18 protein-coding genes are annotated in these 16,343 nt (G+C 41.3%); 13 read left to right on the forward strand and 5 right to left on the reverse strand.

Annotated features, from left to right (window positions below; translation table 11 throughout):
• Window positions 1–104: 104 nt before the first annotated feature.
• The gene (locus TZ92_RS04385) at window positions 105–1,544 is read left to right on the forward strand and encodes a 6-phospho-beta-glucosidase (protein WP_033629433.1); all 1,440 of its coding nucleotides are present in this window, start codon (window positions 105–107) and stop codon (window positions 1,542–1,544) included.
• Between the two features lie 120 nt (window positions 1,545–1,664).
• The gene (gene manA, locus TZ92_RS04390) at window positions 1,665–2,609 is read left to right on the forward strand and encodes a mannose-6-phosphate isomerase, class I (protein ID WP_033629434.1); all 945 of its coding nucleotides are present in this window, start codon (window positions 1,665–1,667) and stop codon (window positions 2,607–2,609) included.
• A gap of 40 nt (window positions 2,610–2,649) precedes the next feature.
• Here the strand turns inward: manA and TZ92_RS04395 are convergent, their stop codons facing one another.
• A complete protein-coding gene (locus TZ92_RS04395; protein WP_033629435.1) occupies window positions 2,650–3,990 on the reverse strand; it encodes a sodium-dependent transporter in 1,341 nt (446 codons plus the stop codon).
• Between the two features lie 366 nt (window positions 3,991–4,356).
• On the opposite strand from TZ92_RS04395, the gene TZ92_RS04400 reads away from it, so the two are divergent.
• Window positions 4,357–5,097: a MerR family transcriptional regulator gene (locus TZ92_RS04400; RefSeq protein WP_033629436.1), complete on the forward strand. Its 741-nt coding sequence runs from the start codon at window positions 4,357–4,359 to the stop codon at window positions 5,095–5,097.
• A gap of 28 nt (window positions 5,098–5,125) precedes the next feature.
• Here TZ92_RS04400 and TZ92_RS04405 read toward each other — a convergent pair whose 3' ends face one another.
• From TZ92_RS04405 to TZ92_RS04420, 4 genes are read right to left on the reverse strand one after another with little or no spacing between them, the layout of a single operon-like run.
• Window positions 5,126–5,581: an 8-oxo-dGTP diphosphatase gene (locus tag TZ92_RS04405; RefSeq protein ID WP_033629437.1), complete on the reverse strand. Its 456-nt coding sequence runs from the start codon at window positions 5,579–5,581 to the stop codon at window positions 5,126–5,128.
• Window positions 5,582–5,591: 10 nt separating this feature from the next.
• Window positions 5,592–6,113, reverse strand: a complete 522-nt coding sequence (locus tag TZ92_RS04410) for a DUF1697 domain-containing protein (RefSeq protein WP_033629438.1) — start codon at window positions 6,111–6,113, stop codon at window positions 5,592–5,594.
• Window positions 6,114–6,126: 13 nt separating this feature from the next.
• A complete protein-coding gene (aao, locus tag TZ92_RS04415) occupies window positions 6,127–7,308 on the reverse strand; it encodes an aminoacetone oxidase (protein ID WP_033630160.1) in 1,182 nt (393 codons plus the stop codon).
• A gap of 57 nt (window positions 7,309–7,365) precedes the next feature.
• Window positions 7,366–8,211: a DegV family protein gene (locus tag TZ92_RS04420; RefSeq protein ID WP_033629439.1), complete on the reverse strand. Its 846-nt coding sequence runs from the start codon at window positions 8,209–8,211 to the stop codon at window positions 7,366–7,368.
• Between the two features lie 124 nt (window positions 8,212–8,335).
• Here TZ92_RS04420 and TZ92_RS04425 point away from each other — a divergent pair, with 124 nt between their 5' ends.
• The 10 genes from TZ92_RS04425 (at window position 8,336) to TZ92_RS04470 (ending at window position 15,881) form a co-directional block, all read left to right on the forward strand.
• Window positions 8,336–8,893 carry a TetR/AcrR family transcriptional regulator gene (locus TZ92_RS04425; protein WP_000003897.1) on the forward strand — a complete coding sequence of 186 codons (558 nt, stop codon included), beginning with the start codon at window positions 8,336–8,338 and terminating at the stop codon, window positions 8,891–8,893.
• An 18-nt stretch (window positions 8,894–8,911) separates the two neighbouring features.
• A complete protein-coding gene (locus tag TZ92_RS04430; protein ID WP_000136990.1) occupies window positions 8,912–9,379 on the forward strand; it encodes a deoxycytidylate deaminase in 468 nt (155 codons plus the stop codon).
• An 88-nt stretch (window positions 9,380–9,467) separates the two neighbouring features.
• Window positions 9,468–10,097: a uracil phosphoribosyltransferase gene (gene upp, locus TZ92_RS04435; protein ID WP_000515974.1), complete on the forward strand. Its 630-nt coding sequence runs from the start codon at window positions 9,468–9,470 to the stop codon at window positions 10,095–10,097.
• 173 nt (window positions 10,098–10,270) lie between these two features.
• Window positions 10,271–10,861 (forward strand): ATP-dependent Clp protease proteolytic subunit ClpP, encoded by a 591-nt coding sequence (gene clpP, locus TZ92_RS04440; protein WP_000613467.1) that lies wholly within the window; start codon window positions 10,271–10,273, stop codon window positions 10,859–10,861.
• Between the two features lie 78 nt (window positions 10,862–10,939).
• Window positions 10,940–11,209: a YlbG family protein gene (locus TZ92_RS04445; RefSeq protein WP_000462100.1), complete on the forward strand. Its 270-nt coding sequence runs from the start codon at window positions 10,940–10,942 to the stop codon at window positions 11,207–11,209.
• Window positions 11,210–11,297: 88 nt separating this feature from the next.
• Entirely contained in the window at window positions 11,298–12,458 is a 1,161-nt protein-coding gene (locus TZ92_RS04450; protein ID WP_033629440.1) for an ABC transporter substrate-binding protein, read from the forward strand.
• A 119-nt stretch (window positions 12,459–12,577) separates the two neighbouring features.
• On the forward strand, window positions 12,578–13,447 hold the full coding sequence (locus TZ92_RS04455) for a branched-chain amino acid ABC transporter permease (RefSeq protein WP_033629441.1): 870 nt from the start codon (window positions 12,578–12,580) through the stop codon (window positions 13,445–13,447).
• Window positions 13,448–13,450: 3 nt separating this feature from the next.
• A complete protein-coding gene (locus TZ92_RS04460; RefSeq protein ID WP_000856262.1) occupies window positions 13,451–14,407 on the forward strand; it encodes a branched-chain amino acid ABC transporter permease in 957 nt (318 codons plus the stop codon).
• Window positions 14,407–15,171, forward strand: coding sequence for an ABC transporter ATP-binding protein (locus tag TZ92_RS04465; protein ID WP_001186014.1), 765 nt, complete (start codon window positions 14,407–14,409; stop codon window positions 15,169–15,171). The genes TZ92_RS04460 and TZ92_RS04465 overlap by 1 nt, the downstream gene beginning before the upstream one ends.
• Complete coding sequence (locus TZ92_RS04470; RefSeq protein ID WP_000062207.1) at window positions 15,171–15,881, forward strand: ABC transporter ATP-binding protein; 711 nt, start codon at window positions 15,171–15,173, stop codon at window positions 15,879–15,881. Before TZ92_RS04465 ends, TZ92_RS04470 begins: the two co-directional genes overlap by 1 nt.
• Window positions 15,882–16,343: the final 462 nt, after the last annotated feature.

Consider the following 16,343-nt stretch of genomic DNA (forward strand, 5'->3'; position numbering starts at 1 on the left):
CGTATATATAAAAGTAAGTTTAGTGCTATCATTATCCAGAGAGTTCAAAACTTTTTGCCTCCTTTTTAGTATAATAGAAGTAATAAATCAATCGAGGTAAAGCGATGACAGAAATACTACAATTTCCAGAAGGATTCCTCTGGGGTGGTGCTACGGCAGCTAATCAATGTGAGGGTGCTTATAATCAAGATGGCCGTGGTCTTGCTAATGTGGATGTGGTGCCGATTGGTCCAGACCGTGAAGCTATTATCACAGGTCAGAAAAAGATGTTTTCTTTTGAGGAGGGCTATTTTTACCCAGCAAAGGAAGCCATTGATATGTACCATCATTATAAGGAAGATATTGCGCTTTTTGCAGAAATGGGATTTAAAACCTATCGACTTTCCATTGCTTGGACTCGGATTTTTCCTCAAGGTGACGAAGCAGAGCCAAATGAAGCTGGTCTAGCTTTTTATGAAGATTTGTTTAAGGAATGTCACAAGTATGGAATTGAACCACTGGTGACCATCACGCATTTCGATTGCCCCATGCACTTAATCAGGGAGTACGGTGGTTGGCGCAACCGTCGCATGTTGGACTTTTACGCCAATCTCTGTCGCACCCTCTTTACCCGTTACAAGGGCTTGGTCAAGTACTGGCTCACCTTCAACGAAATCAATATGATTCTGCATGCCCCCTTTTTAGGAGCTGGGATCTGTTTTGAAGAGGGGGAAAATCAAGAACAGGTTAAATACCAAGCAGCCCACCATGAGCTGGTAGCCTCGGCTATGGCGACTAAAATTGCTCACGAAATTGATCCAGAAAACAAGGTGGGATGTATGTTGGCAGCAGGGCAATATTATCCTAACACAGCCCATCCGAGAGACTACTGGGCAGCCATGGAAGAAGACCGTAAGAGCTACTTTTTCATTGATGTTCAAGCGCGTGGGGAATATCCAAACTATGCCAAGAAGCAGTGGGAGCGTGAGGGAATTGAGATAGAAATGACGGCAGAGGATTTGGACTTGTTAAAGAATCACACTGTTGACTTTGTTTCCTTCTCTTATTATGCGAGTCGAGTGGCTTCAGGCGATCCAGAAATGACGGATCTGACAGCTGGAAATGTCTTTGACTCTATCAAAAATCCCTATCTGGAATCCTCAGAATGGGGGTGGCAGATTGACCCACTGGGACTTCGAATCACCCTCAATGCCATCTGGGATCGTTATCAAAAGCCTATGTTCATCGTAGAAAATGGCCTCGGTGCTATGGACACGCTAGATGAAAATGGCTACGTAGCAGATGATTATCGGATTGCTTACTTAGAGGCCCATATCAAGGCTATGCGAGATGCTATTTACCAAGATGGCGTTGACTTGCTTGGTTATACGACTTGGGGTTGTATAGATCTGGTTTCAGCTGGAACAGGCGAGATGAACAAGCGCTATGGATTTATCTATGTGGATCGTGATAATGCAGGTCAAGGAAGTCTCAAACGAAGCAAGAAGAAATCCTTCTACTGGTACAAGGATGTCATTGCCAGCAATGGTGCAAGTATTAAGTAGAGCATATTTGTTCACTATTTTTATAAAATCTTCTCTCTACTTTATAAGATGTGAAAAAGAGTTCAATTAGACCTGGCTTTTTGCTATAATGAGGGAAGAAAGATCAGACAGGAGAATAAGATGTCAGAACCATTATTTTTACAATCAGTCATGCAAGAAAAAATCTGGGGTGGAACCAAGCTACGTGATGAGTTTGGCTACGACATCCCAAGTGAAAAAATCGGAGAATACTGGGCCATCTCAGCCCACCCAAATGGGGTATCTAAGGTAGCCAATGGTCGCTACGAGGGAACAGATCTAGCTACTTTGTATGCAGAGCACCGTGAATTGTTTGGCAACCGTCCAGAACCTGTGTTTCCGCTATTGACCAAGATTCTTGATGCCAACGATTGGCTCAGTGTCCAAGTTCACCCAGACGATGCCTATGGATTAGAACATGAAGGCGAACTCGGAAAAACAGAGTGCTGGTACATCATCGCTGCGGATGAAGGTTCAGAGATTATCTACGGTCACAATGCCAAATCAAAAGAAGAACTCCGCCAGCAAATTGAGGACAAGAACTGGGATGCCTTGCTGACAAAAGTACCAGTTAAAGCTGGAGATTTCTTCTATGTACCAAGTGGTACCATGCACGCTATCGGGGCGGGTATCTTGATTCTTGAAACCCAGCAGTCTAGCGATACCACCTACCGTGTTTATGACTTTGACCGCAAGGACGACAAGGGCAACTTGCGTGAACTTCACCTTGAAAAATCTATCGATGTTTTAAACATTGGAGAGCCTGCCAATAGCCGTCCTGTAACTATCAAAGCAGATGATCTACGTTCCACTCTCCTTGTATCCAATGATTTCTTCGCAGTTTACAAGTGGGAAATCACTGGCAAAGTTGACTTCGAAAAGACAGCTGACTACAGCTTATTTAGTGTCTTGGCTGGTCAGGGTCAACTCACTGTTGACGGGGAAAATTATCCAATCCAAAAAGGCAGCCACTTTATCCTACCAAGTGATGTTGAAGCTTGGGTCTTGGAAGGGCAAGGTTTGGAATTGATTGTTAGCCATCCATAAAAAAGAAAGGACCTGAGTTTATTACTCAAGTCCTTTTTGATTACATAAATTGGGCGATGAAAACCACAATGATGATGATTGGAATGATGAAACGAAGGAGGAAAAGCCAGACTTGGAAAAGTCCTTGTTTCCATGCTCTTTCATCAAGATGGAGTTCCTCCTTAGTAAGAGCCTTTTTAAAGATATAGCCTGTAAAAAGTGACAGGCAGAGAGCTCCAAATGGCATGAGGAGATTGGAAACCAAGAAGTCCATAGCATCAAAGAAGGTCTTCCCAAAGATGTGAACATCCGCCATAACACCGTAAGAAAGGGCTGAAGGAATTCCAAAGACAAAGGTCAAGATTCCTAAAATAGCACTCCATTTAGCACGTTTGCTGTTGTCCTGGTTGGTGATATTGCCCACATTGATTTCCAGCATCACGACAGAAGAAGTAACCGTCGCAAAGAGGAAAAGCAAGAGGAAAAGAATGTAGAAAATAGTTCCAAAAGGCATCTTGTCAAAGAGTTGAGGCAAGACGATAAAGAGCAGGCTTGGTCCCCCTTCAGACTGGATATTGAAGGCTGACATGGCTGGGAAAATGGCTAGACCTGCCATGATGGATACCGAGATGTTCATGGCTACGATGGAAATCCCTGATTGGACCAGGTTAGTTTTTTTGTCCAAGTAGGATGAATAGGTCAGCATGGCTGTCACCCCTAGTGAGAGAGCAAAGAAAGATTGTCCCAGCGCGTAGAGGAGACCAGCGCTAGTTAGTTTTGAAAAGTCTGGTTTGAGGAAGTAGAGAACGCCTTCCATGGCATTTGGCAAGCTGAGAGAGCGCCCAATAATCACGACAAAGATGATAAAGAGCAGAGGCATCATGACTTTCGAAGCTCTTTCAATCCCTTTTTGAACCCCACGTGATACAATAAAGATATTTAATAAGATAAAGGCAGCTTGTGCTCCTAGGGCAATGGCTGGATTTGAAATGATTGAAGTAAATAACTGAGCATAATCACTCGTCCCAGCAAGTTGGAACAATTTCCCAAACTCAATACCTAGATAGACTAGAATCCATCCTCCGATAACACTGTAAAAGGAGAGGAGGATAAAGAGGGCAAAGGCACCAATCCAACCGATAAAATTGTACTTGCTATTGTTACCAAGTTTTCCAAAGGTTTTGATAGCGGAAACGCCAGCACTACGGCCAAGGGCAAACTCAGCCAGCAGGAGCGGGAAGCCGATTAAAATAGTGGAGATGAGAAAGACCAGTAAAAAGCCTCCACCGCCATTAGCAGCAGTCATGTAGGGGAACTTCCAAACGGCTCCAAGTCCGATAGCTGAACCAGCAGATGCTAGTATAAAGCCTAGTTTCGAGCCCCATTGCGATTTTTCTGACATAGTTGAAACTCCAATCTCGTTTTTTAAAATAAGAAAAGGCTACTTGAGTTGTCAAATAGCCTTCTCTCAATGGCTCTCTATGAGCCTTCTGTTTGATTGATAGACTTGACTATCCTATCATGTTTTCAAAGGTCTGTCAAGAAAACCATTTTCAAGTTTTCACACCTTTCTCAAAAAGTTAAAAATTTTTCTCAAAAACGCTTGACTCTGACCTAGGGGGAGGGGTTATACTATCAATGTAATACTCTTCGAAAATCTCTTCAAACCACGTCAGCTTTATCTGCAACCTCAAAGCTGTACTTTGAGCATCCTGCGGCTAGCTTCCTAGTTTGCTCTTTGATTTTCATTGAGTATAAGGAGGAAATCATGTACCATATAAAAGAAGCTGCGCAGCTTTCAGGTGTCTCTGTCAAGACTCTGCACCACTACGATAAGATAGGGCTCTTGGTTCCCTTAAAGTCGGAAAACGGCTATCGAACCTATAGTCAAGAGGATTTGGAACGACTTCAGGTCATTCTGTATTACAAATATCTAGGCTTTTCTTTAGAAAAAATAGCAGAGCTGTTAAAGGAAGAAAGGAAAGATTTATTGCCTCATTTGACTAGGCAGTTGGACTATCTAACTCGAGAAAGGCAACATCTGGATACCTTGATTTCCACCTTGCAAAAAACCATTCAAGAACAAAAAGGAGAAAGAAAAATGACCATTGAGGAAAAATTCACTGGATTTAGCTATCAAGACAATCAAAAATACCACCAAGAAGCGGTAGAGAAATATGGTCAAGAAGTTATGGACCAAGCGCTTGAACGCCAGAAAGGTCACGAAGATGAGGCTACGACTGCCTTTAACCAAGTTTTTCAAGTTTTGGCTCAAAACCTTCAAGCTGGTCTGCTTGCAACAGCGGCCGAAAACCAAGAGCAAGCAGCCAAACTATTGCAAGCTATTCGTACTTATGGATTTGACTGCTCTATTGAAGTATTCGGCCATATCGGTAAAGGCTACGTTTACAACCCAGAGTTTAAGGAAAACATTGACAAATTTGGACCTGGAACAGCCCAATACACATCAGATGTTATTGCAACTTACGTTCAGACAAATGCAGAATAAATAGGCTAGGAATTTCCTAGCCTATTTTTTACTTCAAATCATAAAGCCAGTCGTCACCGTCTTTGTAGTAAAAGAATTCACTGAGATCTTCTTCTAGAAACACACGAAGCATATCAGACATATCATCGGTTGCAAGTTTTAGATGAGAAAGATTGTCAAAATCTTCCCACCAAACTTTCCCTTCGTCTGAAGACTGGAGTTCACCAGTAAAGTATTCTGTCTTGTAAAAAAGGACGACATAACGATAATCCTTGTCATCGTACCAGTTTTTGATACCACAGAGTTGGGGTTTGGAAATGGTCAGACCAGTTTCTTCTTTCACTTCACGAATGACAGCATCGACAAAGGATTCGCCACGTTCAACATGACCACCAGGAAAAGTAATGCCAGGCCAGTCGGGATTAACTCGGTCTTGAACCAGAACCTTGTCTCCGTTTTGAATCATACACATATTGACAAATTCGACTAATTCTCGTCTGTTCATATTGTTTTTCCTATTTTGTTAGTAACTTTTCCACTACGTTTAACTTTCGCATGGTCAGATCCACACCAAACAATTTTTCAAGATAGTTGGTATTGAGCTTTTTTTGTTTTGCAGTTCTAGGAAGATAGAGGTAGAGACAGTAATCGCCTACACAGATTTCTTCCTCGCCGTAGTCAGTTTTCAATTTTTCTAGTGGCAGACTTTGGATAAGTCCTTGATAAAGAATTACATGCACACGATCATGAAGATAGTCTTCTTTAAATGGATTCTCATGAACAATCTTTTCAAAATCGTTCTTATTCTTGATAACCATTTTTAAGTCGGCCCCAATTTTTTCCTTTATCAAAGTATGAACGCGTTCTCGTATTTCTTCTAAATCTGAGTCACTCTCAAGAATGATATTGCCACTTTGAATATAGGTTCGAACGTGTTGAAAACCAGCTTCTGTCAAAATATCTACCAAATAAGACATTTTCGGGATAGCATTTTTTCCATTAGGAGTAACGCCTCTTAGTAAAATAATATGTTCCAAAGGACTTCCTTTCTTACTTGGTATTTATTGGATTGGAGCCTGCCACCCAGCCGGTACAGAGGGCAGAAGTGATGTTGAAGCCACCCGTGTGGGCATTGATATCCAGTACCTCGCCTGCAAAGTGGAGTCCAGGAACGAGCTTACTTTCCAGAGTTTTAGGATTGATTTCCTTGAGACTGACACCGCCTTTAGTTACAAAGGACTTAGCCAATGACATTTTACCAGTGACAGGAATTTTGAGAGCCTTGATAGATTGGACAAGTTGTTCGCGTTCCTTTTCAGTCAGTTGTTTGACTTTTTCAGGATAGCCTTGCACAAGAAATTCTGCCAAGCGTTCTGGCAACAAGGTTTTTAAAGCATTTTTCAAGGATTTTTCCCGATTTTCTTCTAGAAATGCAATCAAGTCCTTCTCAGAAAGTTGAGGTAAAACATCCAGTGAAAGAACCTCTCCGCCCTTGACAAAGCTAGACATGCGTAGGGCAGCAGGACCGGATAGACCAAAGTGGGTAAAGAGCAAATCGTGGGTGATGACATGCTTGCCATAGCTTAAGGTCACATCGTCTAGTGAAATTCCTTGCAAGGCCTTATGGGGGAAATCTGTCAATAAAGGACTTTCAGCGGCTTCAAGCTCAGTAATGGTATGCTTAAAATGGCGGGCGATCTCATGCCCAAAACCAGTTGAACCAGTAGAAGGATAGGATTTACCACCTGTTGTGACAATGAGTTTATCACAAGTGAAGGTTTGGTCTGCGGACTTAAGGACAAACTGGTCGTCTATCTTTTTAACAGAAACAATTTCTGTTTGAGTAGCAACTTGACCACCGAGTTCAGTGATTTTCTTTTCTAGTGTCTCGATAATAGTTCGAGACTTGTCACTAGCAGGAAAGACGCGTCCGTGGTCCTCGACCTTAAGTTTAACACCGTTTTCCGTGAAAAAGTTGATGATATCATGGTTATCAAACTGGGAAAAGACACTGTATAGAAAGCGTCCATTTCCAGGGATGCCAGCTAGTAGGTCATCTAGAGTTCCGTTGTTAGTTACATTGCAACGACCACCACCAGTACCAGCTAATTTTTTTCCGAGTTTCCGATTTTTTTCGATGAGAAGAGTTTTCTGACCATAAAAGCTACTGGAAATGGTAGCCATAATGCCAGCAGGTCCACCACCGATGACAATAGTATCAAAATGTTTCATAGCTCTATTGTACCACAAAAAACAAGAGATGCTTGGCATCTCTTGTTGCTCATAATCTTAGTTGATTTCATATCCCATCAACAAACCGCCATCTTCTGCATAGAAACTGCAGAGACCAGACGTCGGGATGATTTTGATATCCGCTTGTGGGAAGGTTTCCAGCAAGCGTTCTGACAATTGCTGACAGAATTTTTCATTGCTGCGATGAGCCATGACGATACGGCCACCAGCGTAGCCAGCCTTGATGAGTTCCTCATAGGCTGCTTGAAGGGATTTTTTTGGCCCACGCGCTTTTTGGAGCAGTTCTAGGGTTCCAGTATTACTCGCCTCTCCGACCATACGGATGTTGAGAAGGCCAACGACCGTACCGATCAGCTTGCTCAAACGACCATTTTTTACCAAGTTATCAACCTTAGCGAGGACAAAGAGCAACTTGGTTTTTTCTTGGTAGGTTGTAATCGCTTCAACAATCTCCTCATAAGAAAGTCCTTGATCAATCAATTCATTGATTTTCTCGACAATCAAGTCAACCTCCCCACCTGCAGACAAAGTATCGATTACATGAATCTGAGTGTCAGGATGTTCTTCAAGGTAGATATTTTTAGCGAGTTGTGCACTATTATGGCTACCTGAAAGAGTACCAGTGATAGTAACGACAAAGATATGCTTAGCACCTTCAAATGCTCGCAAGTAATCATCAGGGCTAGGACAAGCTGATTTTGAAGCCTCAGAAGTCGCATACATGGTTTCCATCATGTGGTCAATGTTAAGATTGGCATCATCGATAAAGACCTGATCAGCTACTTGAATGGTTAAAGGAACACTAACAAATTCCGTATCAATAGCAGGAGTTGCCAGTTGACGATAATCACAACCAGAGTCAGCTACAATCTTCCAAGTCATAGAAATTCTCCATCTTTGTCACTTATACATTGACAAAGGTTCTGTCTTTTTTTACAATTATATCATGAAAGCCCTTGAAACAAAAGTACCACCTCTCTGTTGTCACAAGTAGAAAGAAATTGTTATGTCTGAACGTAAAATATCTGAAAAATCTCTTGAAAATCTCAGAAAATCAAATCAAGAATCCAATTTTTTAACCAGAGAAGCAATCGAGACGGCTCTTTTGCAACTTCTAGAGAAAAAAGACTTGGCCAAGATCAGTATTTCGGAGCTGGTCAAACGGGCGGGCGTCTCTCGTGCTGCCTTCTATCGTAACTATGACTCCAAAGAAGAGATTTTGGAAAGTGTTTTTAAACGCAGTGTCCATAACATTATGGAACAGTTGAGCCATTACGATGTTAAAACAGACCTTTATCTAGTCTGGGTACACCTTTTCCGCGCAGCCAAGAAAGAAGCCAAGGTTATCCAACTTGCTCTGGATTACCATTTGGAAAAGATTTTTGTCCAAGCCATGCAGGAATTTCTAGAAAAATACCATGGAAAGTCAAAAGGTGTCAGCAGCTACCTTCATTCCTTTTGGAGTTCTGCCATCGTATCGGTTCTGCTCAAATGGATCAAGGATGGCATGAAGGTTCCAGCTGAAAAGATTGCTGATTTACGCTTGCCATTTTTCAAAAAATAGAGGAAAAGGAGAAGAGCTATGACAGAAAAAAGACTGGCTTGGGATGAGTACTTTGCAGCCCAGGCTTTACTGATTGCCAATCGTTCGACCTGCAAACGTGCCAAAGTGGGAGCTGTCCTAGTAAAGGACAATAAAGTCATTTCAACGGGCTACAATGGTTCCGTATCAGGAACGGAGCACTGTATTGACCACGAATGTCTGGTCATTGAAGGTCACTGTGTTCGAACCCTTCACGCCGAGGTTAATGCTATTCTCCAAGGGGCTGAGCGAGGGGTTCCAAGAGGATTTACAGCCTATGTGACCCATTTTCCGTGTCTGAACTGCACCAAACAACTGCTACAAGTTGGTTGTAAGCGCGTGGTTTATATCAACCAGTACCGAATGGATGACTATGCCCAGTACCTTTATCATGAAAAAGGCACCGAGTTGACCCATTTACCATTAGAGACTGTTCAGACAGCTCTTCAAGAGGCAGATTTGATATAGAAATTAATTAAAATAAATGGTTTAGACAGCTTTTTAAACCGTTTTTTGATATAATAAGAAGAATAAATTGAAAGAAGGAACTCAGAAAATGGGAAAAATTGAAGTCATTAATCATCCACTCATTCAACACAAATTGTCAATCTTGCGACGTACAGATACTTCTACAAAAGCTTTTCGTGAACTAGTAGATGAGATTGCGATGTTGATGGGATATGAGGTACTTCGTGATCTTCCACTTGAAGACGTGGAAATCGAAACACCTATCACAAAGACCGTTCAAAAACAATTGGCTGGGAAAAAATTGGCGATTGTCCCAATCTTGCGCGCAGGTATCGGGATGGTAGATGGCCTCTTGAGCTTGGTTCCAGCAGCCAAAGTTGGTCATATCGGTATGTACCGTGATGAAGAAACCCTTCAACCAGTTGAATACTTGGTGAAATTGCCTGAGGATATTGACCAACGTCAAATCTTTGTCGTTGATCCAATGTTGGCAACAGGTGGCTCAGCAATCTTGGCAGTAGATTCCCTTAAAAAACGAGGCGCTTCAAATATCAAGTTTGTCTGCCTAGTATCTGCTCCAGAAGGAGTGAAAGCCCTTCAAGAAGCACACCCAGATGTAGAAATCTTTACAGCAGCCTTGGATGAACGCTTGAACGAACACGGTTATATCGTTCCAGGTCTTGGAGATGCTGGAGACCGCTTGTTCGGTACTAAATAAAATCCCAAAGTAAATACTGAAATTAGAAGTTCGTTTTTGACTTGAAAGGAGGTTGAGTTTTTGTTTCTGTTTAGAGAATAGAGCAAAAATTTGACCTTTTTTGACCAAAAAGATATAATAGTTCTGTATTGAGTCGTAAGACTAAGAAAATTCAACATTAAAAGGAGAAATGAATGATTCCTGTAGTTATTGAACAAACAAGCCGTGGAGAACGTTCCTATGATATTTACTCTCGTCTTCTGAAAGACCGCATCATCATGCTAACAGGTCCAGTTGAAGACAACATGGCCAACTCCGTTATTGCTCAGTTGCTCTTCTTGGATGCCCAAGACAGCACAAAAGATATTTACCTTTATGTCAACACACCTGGAGGATCTGTTTCAGCTGGTTTGGCAATCGTTGATACTATGAACTTTATCAAGGCTGATGTCCAAACTATCGTTATGGGGATGGCTGCATCTATGGGGACTGTCATCGCATCAAGTGGCGCAAAAGGCAAACGCTTCATGCTTCCAAATGCAGAGTACATGATTCACCAACCAATGGGTGGTACAGGTGGTGGTACCCAACAAACCGATATGGCAATTGCTGCAGAGCACTTGCTCAAAACTCGTAAGACTTTGGAGCAAATCCTTGCAGATAACTCTGGTAAATCAGTCGAGCAAATTCATGCAGATGCAGAACGTGATTACTGGATGAGTGCCCAAGAAACACTTGAATATGGCTTTATTGATGAAATCATGGCCAATAATTCTTTAAGCTAAGCAACCTAGAAAGCAAACTCGACGGAGTTTGCTTTTTTTGATATAATAGGAGAAGATTTCTTAGAAAGAGGATTCCTCATGTTTGAAAAAACAAATCGATCAGGATTAATCATCTATCTCTACTATAATCGAGATGCAAAGAAAATTCAGGAATACGGTGATATCTGTTACCATTCCAAAAAACATCGTTACTTGCAGCTCTATGTTCCAACTGAGGAGTTAGATGACTTAGTTGAGAGATTAGGTAAGGAAAGATATATCAAGAAAATTAGACGTTGCCATATTCAAGAGCTAGAAACTCCCTTCGTTGGGAATCTCTATCGTAACGAAGAAAACGTTATCATTTAAAAAATTAAATAAATGTATTGACAATTTTCTGATAATTCGGTATATTCTTAACATACTATTTTTTGAAACAACTATAAGGAGATTAAAAATGAAGAAAAAATTTGCCCTATCTTTTGTGGCTCTTGCTAGTGTGGCTCTTCTTGCTGCCTGTGGAGAGGTTAAGTCAGGAGCGTCAAACACAACTGGAAATCCAGTAGACGAGAAAACAATTAAAATCGGTTTTAACTTTGAAGAGACAGGTGCTGTGGCAGCTTATGGTACAGCTGAACAAAAAGGTGCCCAACTTGCTGTAGACGAAATCAACGCTGCAGGTGGAATTGATGGAAAACAAATCGAAGTTGTAGACAAAGACAACAAGTCAGAAACTGCTGAAGCAGCTTCTGTTACAACAAACCTTGTTACCCAATCAAAAGTAGCAGCTATTGTAGGACCTGCGACATCTGGTGCAACTGCTGCAGCTGTAGCTAATGCTACTAAAGCTGGAGTGCCATTGATTTCACCAAGTGCTACTCAAGACGGTTTGACTAAAGGTCAAGATTACCTATTTATTGGAACATTCCAAGATAGCTTCCAAGGGAAGATTATTTCTAACTATGTAACAAACAAATTGAATGCTAAGAAGGTTGTTCTTTATACTGACAACGCTAGTGACTATGCTAAAGGTATTGCTAAATCTTTCCGCGAAGCCTACAAGGGTGAGATTGTAGCAGATGAAACGTTTGTAGCAGGTGATACTGACTTCCAAGCAGCCCTTACTAAAATGAAAGGGAAAGAGTTTGACGCTATCGTAGTTCCAGGTTACTACACAGAAGCAGGTAAAATTGTAAACCAAGCTCGTGGTATGGGAATTGATAAACCAATCATTGGTGGTGATGGATTTAACGGTGAAGAATTTGTTCAACAAGCAACTGCTGAAAGAGCATCAAACATTTACTTCATCTCAGGATTCTCAACTACTGTTGATGTTTCTGCAAAAGCTAAAGCTTTCCTTGAAGCATATCGTGCTAAATACAACGAAGAACCTTCAACATTCTCAGCTTTGGCCTATGACTCAGTTTACCTAGTAGCAAATGCTGCAAAAGGTGCTAAAAACTCAGGTGAGATCAAGGACAACCTTGCTAAAACCAAAGATTTTGATGGTGTAACTGGTCAAACAAGCTTTGATGCTGACCACAATACAGTGAAAACTGCTTACATGATGACCATGAACAATGGTAAAGTTGAAGAAGCAGAAGTTGTAAAACCATAACATTAGAATAGTAATTGAAATGGGGAATGAGCCTTTGACTCACTCCCTGTTTCGGTGTTTATGAACTTGTGAAAATAATGAGATTTTCTAAAAAATAACGATAGAAAAGAGTGAATGCTATGCTCCAACAACTTGTGAATGGTCTAATTCTGGGTAGTGTTTATGCACTTTTGGCTCTGGGTTATACCATGGTTTATGGAATTATCAAACTCATCAACTTCGCCCATGGCGATATTTACATGATGGGTGCCTTTATTGGTTACTTTTTGATTAATTCTTTCCAAATGGATTTCTTTTTAGCTTTAATTATTTCAATGGCAGGGACCGCACTACTTGGTGTTGTGATTGAGTTTCTTGCCTACCGTCCTTTACGACACTCCACACGTATTGCTGTATTGATTACTGCCATCGGAGTGTCTTTCCTACTGGAATACGGAATGGTTTATCTAGTAGGCGCCAATACTCGTGCCTTCCCTCAAGCAATTGAAACAGTCCGCTTTGAATTGGGACCAATTAGCTTGACAAATGTTCAATTGATGATTTTAGCAGTTTCTGTCCTCTTGATGGTTTTATTACAATTGATCGTCCAAAAAACAAAAATGGGGAAAGCCATGCGTGCAGTATCAGTTGATAGCGACGCAGCTCAATTGATGGGAATTAATGTAAATCGTACAATCAGCTTTACCTTTGCTTTGGGTTCAGCCCTTGCTGGTGCAGCAGGTGTCCTTATTGCCCTTTACTACAACTCTCTTGAACCTTTGATGGGTGTGACTCCAGGTCTAAAATCATTCGTTGCGGCCGTACTCGGTGGTATCGGGATTATTCCTGGTGCAGCTCTAGGGGGATTTGTAATTGGCTTGTTGGAAACATTTGCTACTGCCTTCGGTATGTCTGATTTCCGTGATGCTATCGTATATGGGATCTTGCTTTTGATTCTGATTGTTCGACCTGCAGGTATCCTTGGTAAGAATGTGAAAGAGAAGGTGTAAACAATGAAGACAAATCTTAAAGTAAATATTCTCTGGTTATTCCTTCTGTTAGCGGGTTATGGATTGATTAGTGTACTGGTTTCTGCTGGTGTTCTCAATCTATTCCATGTCCAAATTTTAGAACAAATTGGGATTAATATCATCCTTGCAGTAGGTTTGAACTTAATCGTTGGTTTTTCAGGTCAATTCTCACTTGGTCATGCAGGTTTTATGGCGATTGGGGCTTATGCAGCAGCGATTATTGGTTCAAAATCACCAACCTATGGTGCCTTCTTTGGAGCAATGGTCTTGGGTGCCTTGATTTCTGGTGCAGTCGCTTTGCTCGTTGGGATTCCAACACTCCGTTTGAAGGGTGATTACCTGGCTGTTGCGACACTAGGTGTTTCAGAAATCATTCGTATCTTTATCATTAATGGTGGTAGTTTGACCAACGGTGCTGCTGGTATCTTGGGTATTCCAAACTTTACCAACTGGCAAATGGTTTATCTATTTGTGGTGATCACAACTATTGCAACTCTCAACTTCTTACGTAGTCCAATTGGACGCTCTACTCTATCTGTTCGTGAGGATGAGATTGCTGCAGAGTCTGTTGGGGTAAACACTACAAAGATCAAGATTATTGCTTTTGTCTTTGGTGCTATTACAGCAAGTATTGCGGGTTCACTTCAGGCTGGTTTTATCGGATCTGTTGTCCCAAAAGATTACACCTTTATTAATTCCATCAACGTGTTGATTATCGTTGTATTTGGTGGACTTGGATCCATTACTGGTACCATCGTTTCAGCGATTGTTTTAGGAATTTTAAATATGCTCCTTCAGGATGTAGCAAGCGTACGTATGATCATCTACGCTTTGGCTCTTGTATTGGTCATGATTTTCAGACCAGGTGGACTTCTTGGGACATGGGAATTGAGTCTATCACGTTTCTTTAAAAAATCGAAGAAGGAGGGACAAAACTAATGGCATTACTTGAAGTTAAACAGTTAACCAAACATTTTGGCGGTCTAACAGCTGTTGGAGATGTCACTCTTGAATTGAACGAGGGAGAATTGGTTGGTCTGATTGGACCAAACGGGGCTGGTAAAACAACCCTTTTCAATCTTCTGACCGGCGTTTATGAACCAAGCGAAGGTACTGTGACACTAGATGGTCATCTCCTAAATGGGAAAACTCCCTATAAGATTGCTTCACTTGGTCTCAGTCGTACTTTCCAAAATATTCGTTTGTTCAAGGACTTGACAGTTTTGGAAAATGTTTTGATCGCATTTAGCAATCATCATAAACAACATGTCCTTGCGAGCTTCCTACGCCTACCAGCTTTTTATAAGAACGAGGAAGAATTAAAAAGCAAAGCTTTGGACTTACTGAAGATTTTTGATTTGGATGGCGACGCAGATACTCTTGCGAAGAATCTGGCCTATGGTCAACAACGTCGATTAGAAATCGTTCGTGCTCTGGCAACTGAACCTAAAATCCTCTTTTTGGATGAACCTGCAGCTGGGATGAATCCACAAGAAACAGCTGAATTGACAGAATTGATCCGTCGTATCAAAGATGAATTTAAAATTACCATCATGCTTATCGAACATGACATGAATTTGGTTATGGAAGTCACTGAGCGTATCTATGTTCTTGAATATGGTCGGTTGATTGCTCATGGGACTCCGGATGAGATCAAGAACAACAAACGCGTTATTGAAGCTTATCTAGGAGGTGAAGCCTAATGTCTATGTTAAAAGTTGAAAACCTCTCTGTGCATTACGGTATGATCCAAGCAGTTCGTGATGTAAGTTTCGAGGTTAATGAAGGTGAAGTTGTTTCCCTTATCGGTGCCAATGGTGCTGGTAAAACAACCATTCTTCGTACCCTTTCAGGTTTGGTTCGTCCAAGTGCTGGTAAAATTCAGTTTTTAGGAAAAGAAATTCAAAAGTTGCCTGCGCAAAAAATCGTAGCAGGTGGCCTTTCACAAGTTCCTGAGGGACGCCATGTTTTCCCAGGTTTGACTGTTATGGAAAACTTGGAAATGGGAGCTTTCTTGAAGAAAAATCGTGAAGAAAATCAAGCCAACTTGAAAAAAGTCTTTTCACGTTTCCCTCGTTTGGAAGAACGTAAAAACCAAGATGCGGCAACTCTTTCAGGTGGTGAACAGCAGATGCTTGCTATGGGACGCGCTCTCATGTCTACACCTAAGCTCCTTCTCTTGGATGAGCCGTCAATGGGACTTGCCCCGATCTTTATCCAAGAAATTTTCGATATCATTCAAGATATTCAGAAGCAAGGAACAACGGTTCTCCTAATTGAACAGAACGCCAACAAGGCCCTTGCTATCTCTGATCGAGGTTATGTACTTGAAACAGGAAAGATTGTCCTATCAGGAACAGGAAAAGAACTCGCAGCATCAGATGAAGTCAGAAAAGCATATCTAGGTGGCTAAAAAGGTCTGGGGGACCTTTTTAGTCGGCGGATAAGAATTGTGCAGCAAATTCTCCTTTAGTCTGGGAGACTAGTTTAGGTTGTGGATGGAGATTGCGCACGCAATCCCTCTATAGTCCGGGGGACCTTTTTAGTTGGCGGATAAGGATTGCGCAAGTAATCATCCAATCCAGTGGATTGTTTTAGTCGGAGGATAAGAATTGTGCAGCTATTCTCCTTTAGTCTGGTAGACTAGTTTAGGTTGTGGATGGAGATGATAATAGGTTTTCAATACTAGTTGGTAGTATCCTTAACAACTGAAAGAAATATAAATAATGTTTGCTAACTTGCACATATAGAGCTCTAGATCAGAGCTCTTTTTTGTAAAAGACTCAGATTATTCAAAATCTTGAAAAAGAGATGAAAGCGTTTGATAGATTTTCTAAGAAAGTGTATAATAAAAGTAGCAATATAGAAGGAGAAG

The organism is Streptococcus oralis subsp. oralis (genome assembly GCF_000960035.1).
GTDB lineage: Bacteria > Bacillota > Bacilli > Lactobacillales > Streptococcaceae > Streptococcus > Streptococcus oralis_G.

Excerpts from the sequence above, each read along its gene's own strand:
- TZ92_RS04385 (WP_033629433.1), top strand. The coding sequence starts at position 105 with ATGACAGAAATACTACAATTTCCAGAAGGATTCCTCTGGGGTGGTGCT.
- manA (WP_033629434.1), top strand. The coding sequence starts at position 1,665 with ATGTCAGAACCATTATTTTTACAATCAGTCATGCAAGAAAAAATCTGG.
- TZ92_RS04395 (WP_033629435.1), bottom strand. The coding sequence starts at position 3,990 with ATGTCAGAAAAATCGCAATGGGGCTCGAAACTAGGCTTTATACTAGCA.
- TZ92_RS04400 (WP_033629436.1), top strand. The coding sequence starts at position 4,357 with ATGTACCATATAAAAGAAGCTGCGCAGCTTTCAGGTGTCTCTGTCAAG.
- TZ92_RS04405 (WP_033629437.1), bottom strand. The coding sequence starts at position 5,581 with ATGAACAGACGAGAATTAGTCGAATTTGTCAATATGTGTATGATTCAA.
- aao (WP_033630160.1), bottom strand. The coding sequence starts at position 7,308 with ATGAAACATTTTGATACTATTGTCATCGGTGGTGGACCTGCTGGCATT.
- TZ92_RS04420 (WP_033629439.1), bottom strand. The coding sequence starts at position 8,211 with ATGACTTGGAAGATTGTAGCTGACTCTGGTTGTGATTATCGTCAACTG.
- TZ92_RS04425 (WP_000003897.1), top strand. The coding sequence starts at position 8,336 with ATGTCTGAACGTAAAATATCTGAAAAATCTCTTGAAAATCTCAGAAAA.
- TZ92_RS04430 (WP_000136990.1), top strand. The coding sequence starts at position 8,912 with ATGACAGAAAAAAGACTGGCTTGGGATGAGTACTTTGCAGCCCAGGCT.
- upp (WP_000515974.1), top strand. The coding sequence starts at position 9,468 with ATGGGAAAAATTGAAGTCATTAATCATCCACTCATTCAACACAAATTG.
- clpP (WP_000613467.1), top strand. The coding sequence starts at position 10,271 with ATGATTCCTGTAGTTATTGAACAAACAAGCCGTGGAGAACGTTCCTAT.
- TZ92_RS04445 (WP_000462100.1), top strand. The coding sequence starts at position 10,940 with ATGTTTGAAAAAACAAATCGATCAGGATTAATCATCTATCTCTACTAT.
- TZ92_RS04450 (WP_033629440.1), top strand. The coding sequence starts at position 11,298 with ATGAAGAAAAAATTTGCCCTATCTTTTGTGGCTCTTGCTAGTGTGGCT.
- TZ92_RS04455 (WP_033629441.1), top strand. The coding sequence starts at position 12,578 with ATGCTCCAACAACTTGTGAATGGTCTAATTCTGGGTAGTGTTTATGCA.
- TZ92_RS04460 (WP_000856262.1), top strand. The coding sequence starts at position 13,451 with ATGAAGACAAATCTTAAAGTAAATATTCTCTGGTTATTCCTTCTGTTA.
- TZ92_RS04465 (WP_001186014.1), top strand. The coding sequence starts at position 14,407 with ATGGCATTACTTGAAGTTAAACAGTTAACCAAACATTTTGGCGGTCTA.
- TZ92_RS04470 (WP_000062207.1), top strand. The coding sequence starts at position 15,171 with ATGTCTATGTTAAAAGTTGAAAACCTCTCTGTGCATTACGGTATGATC.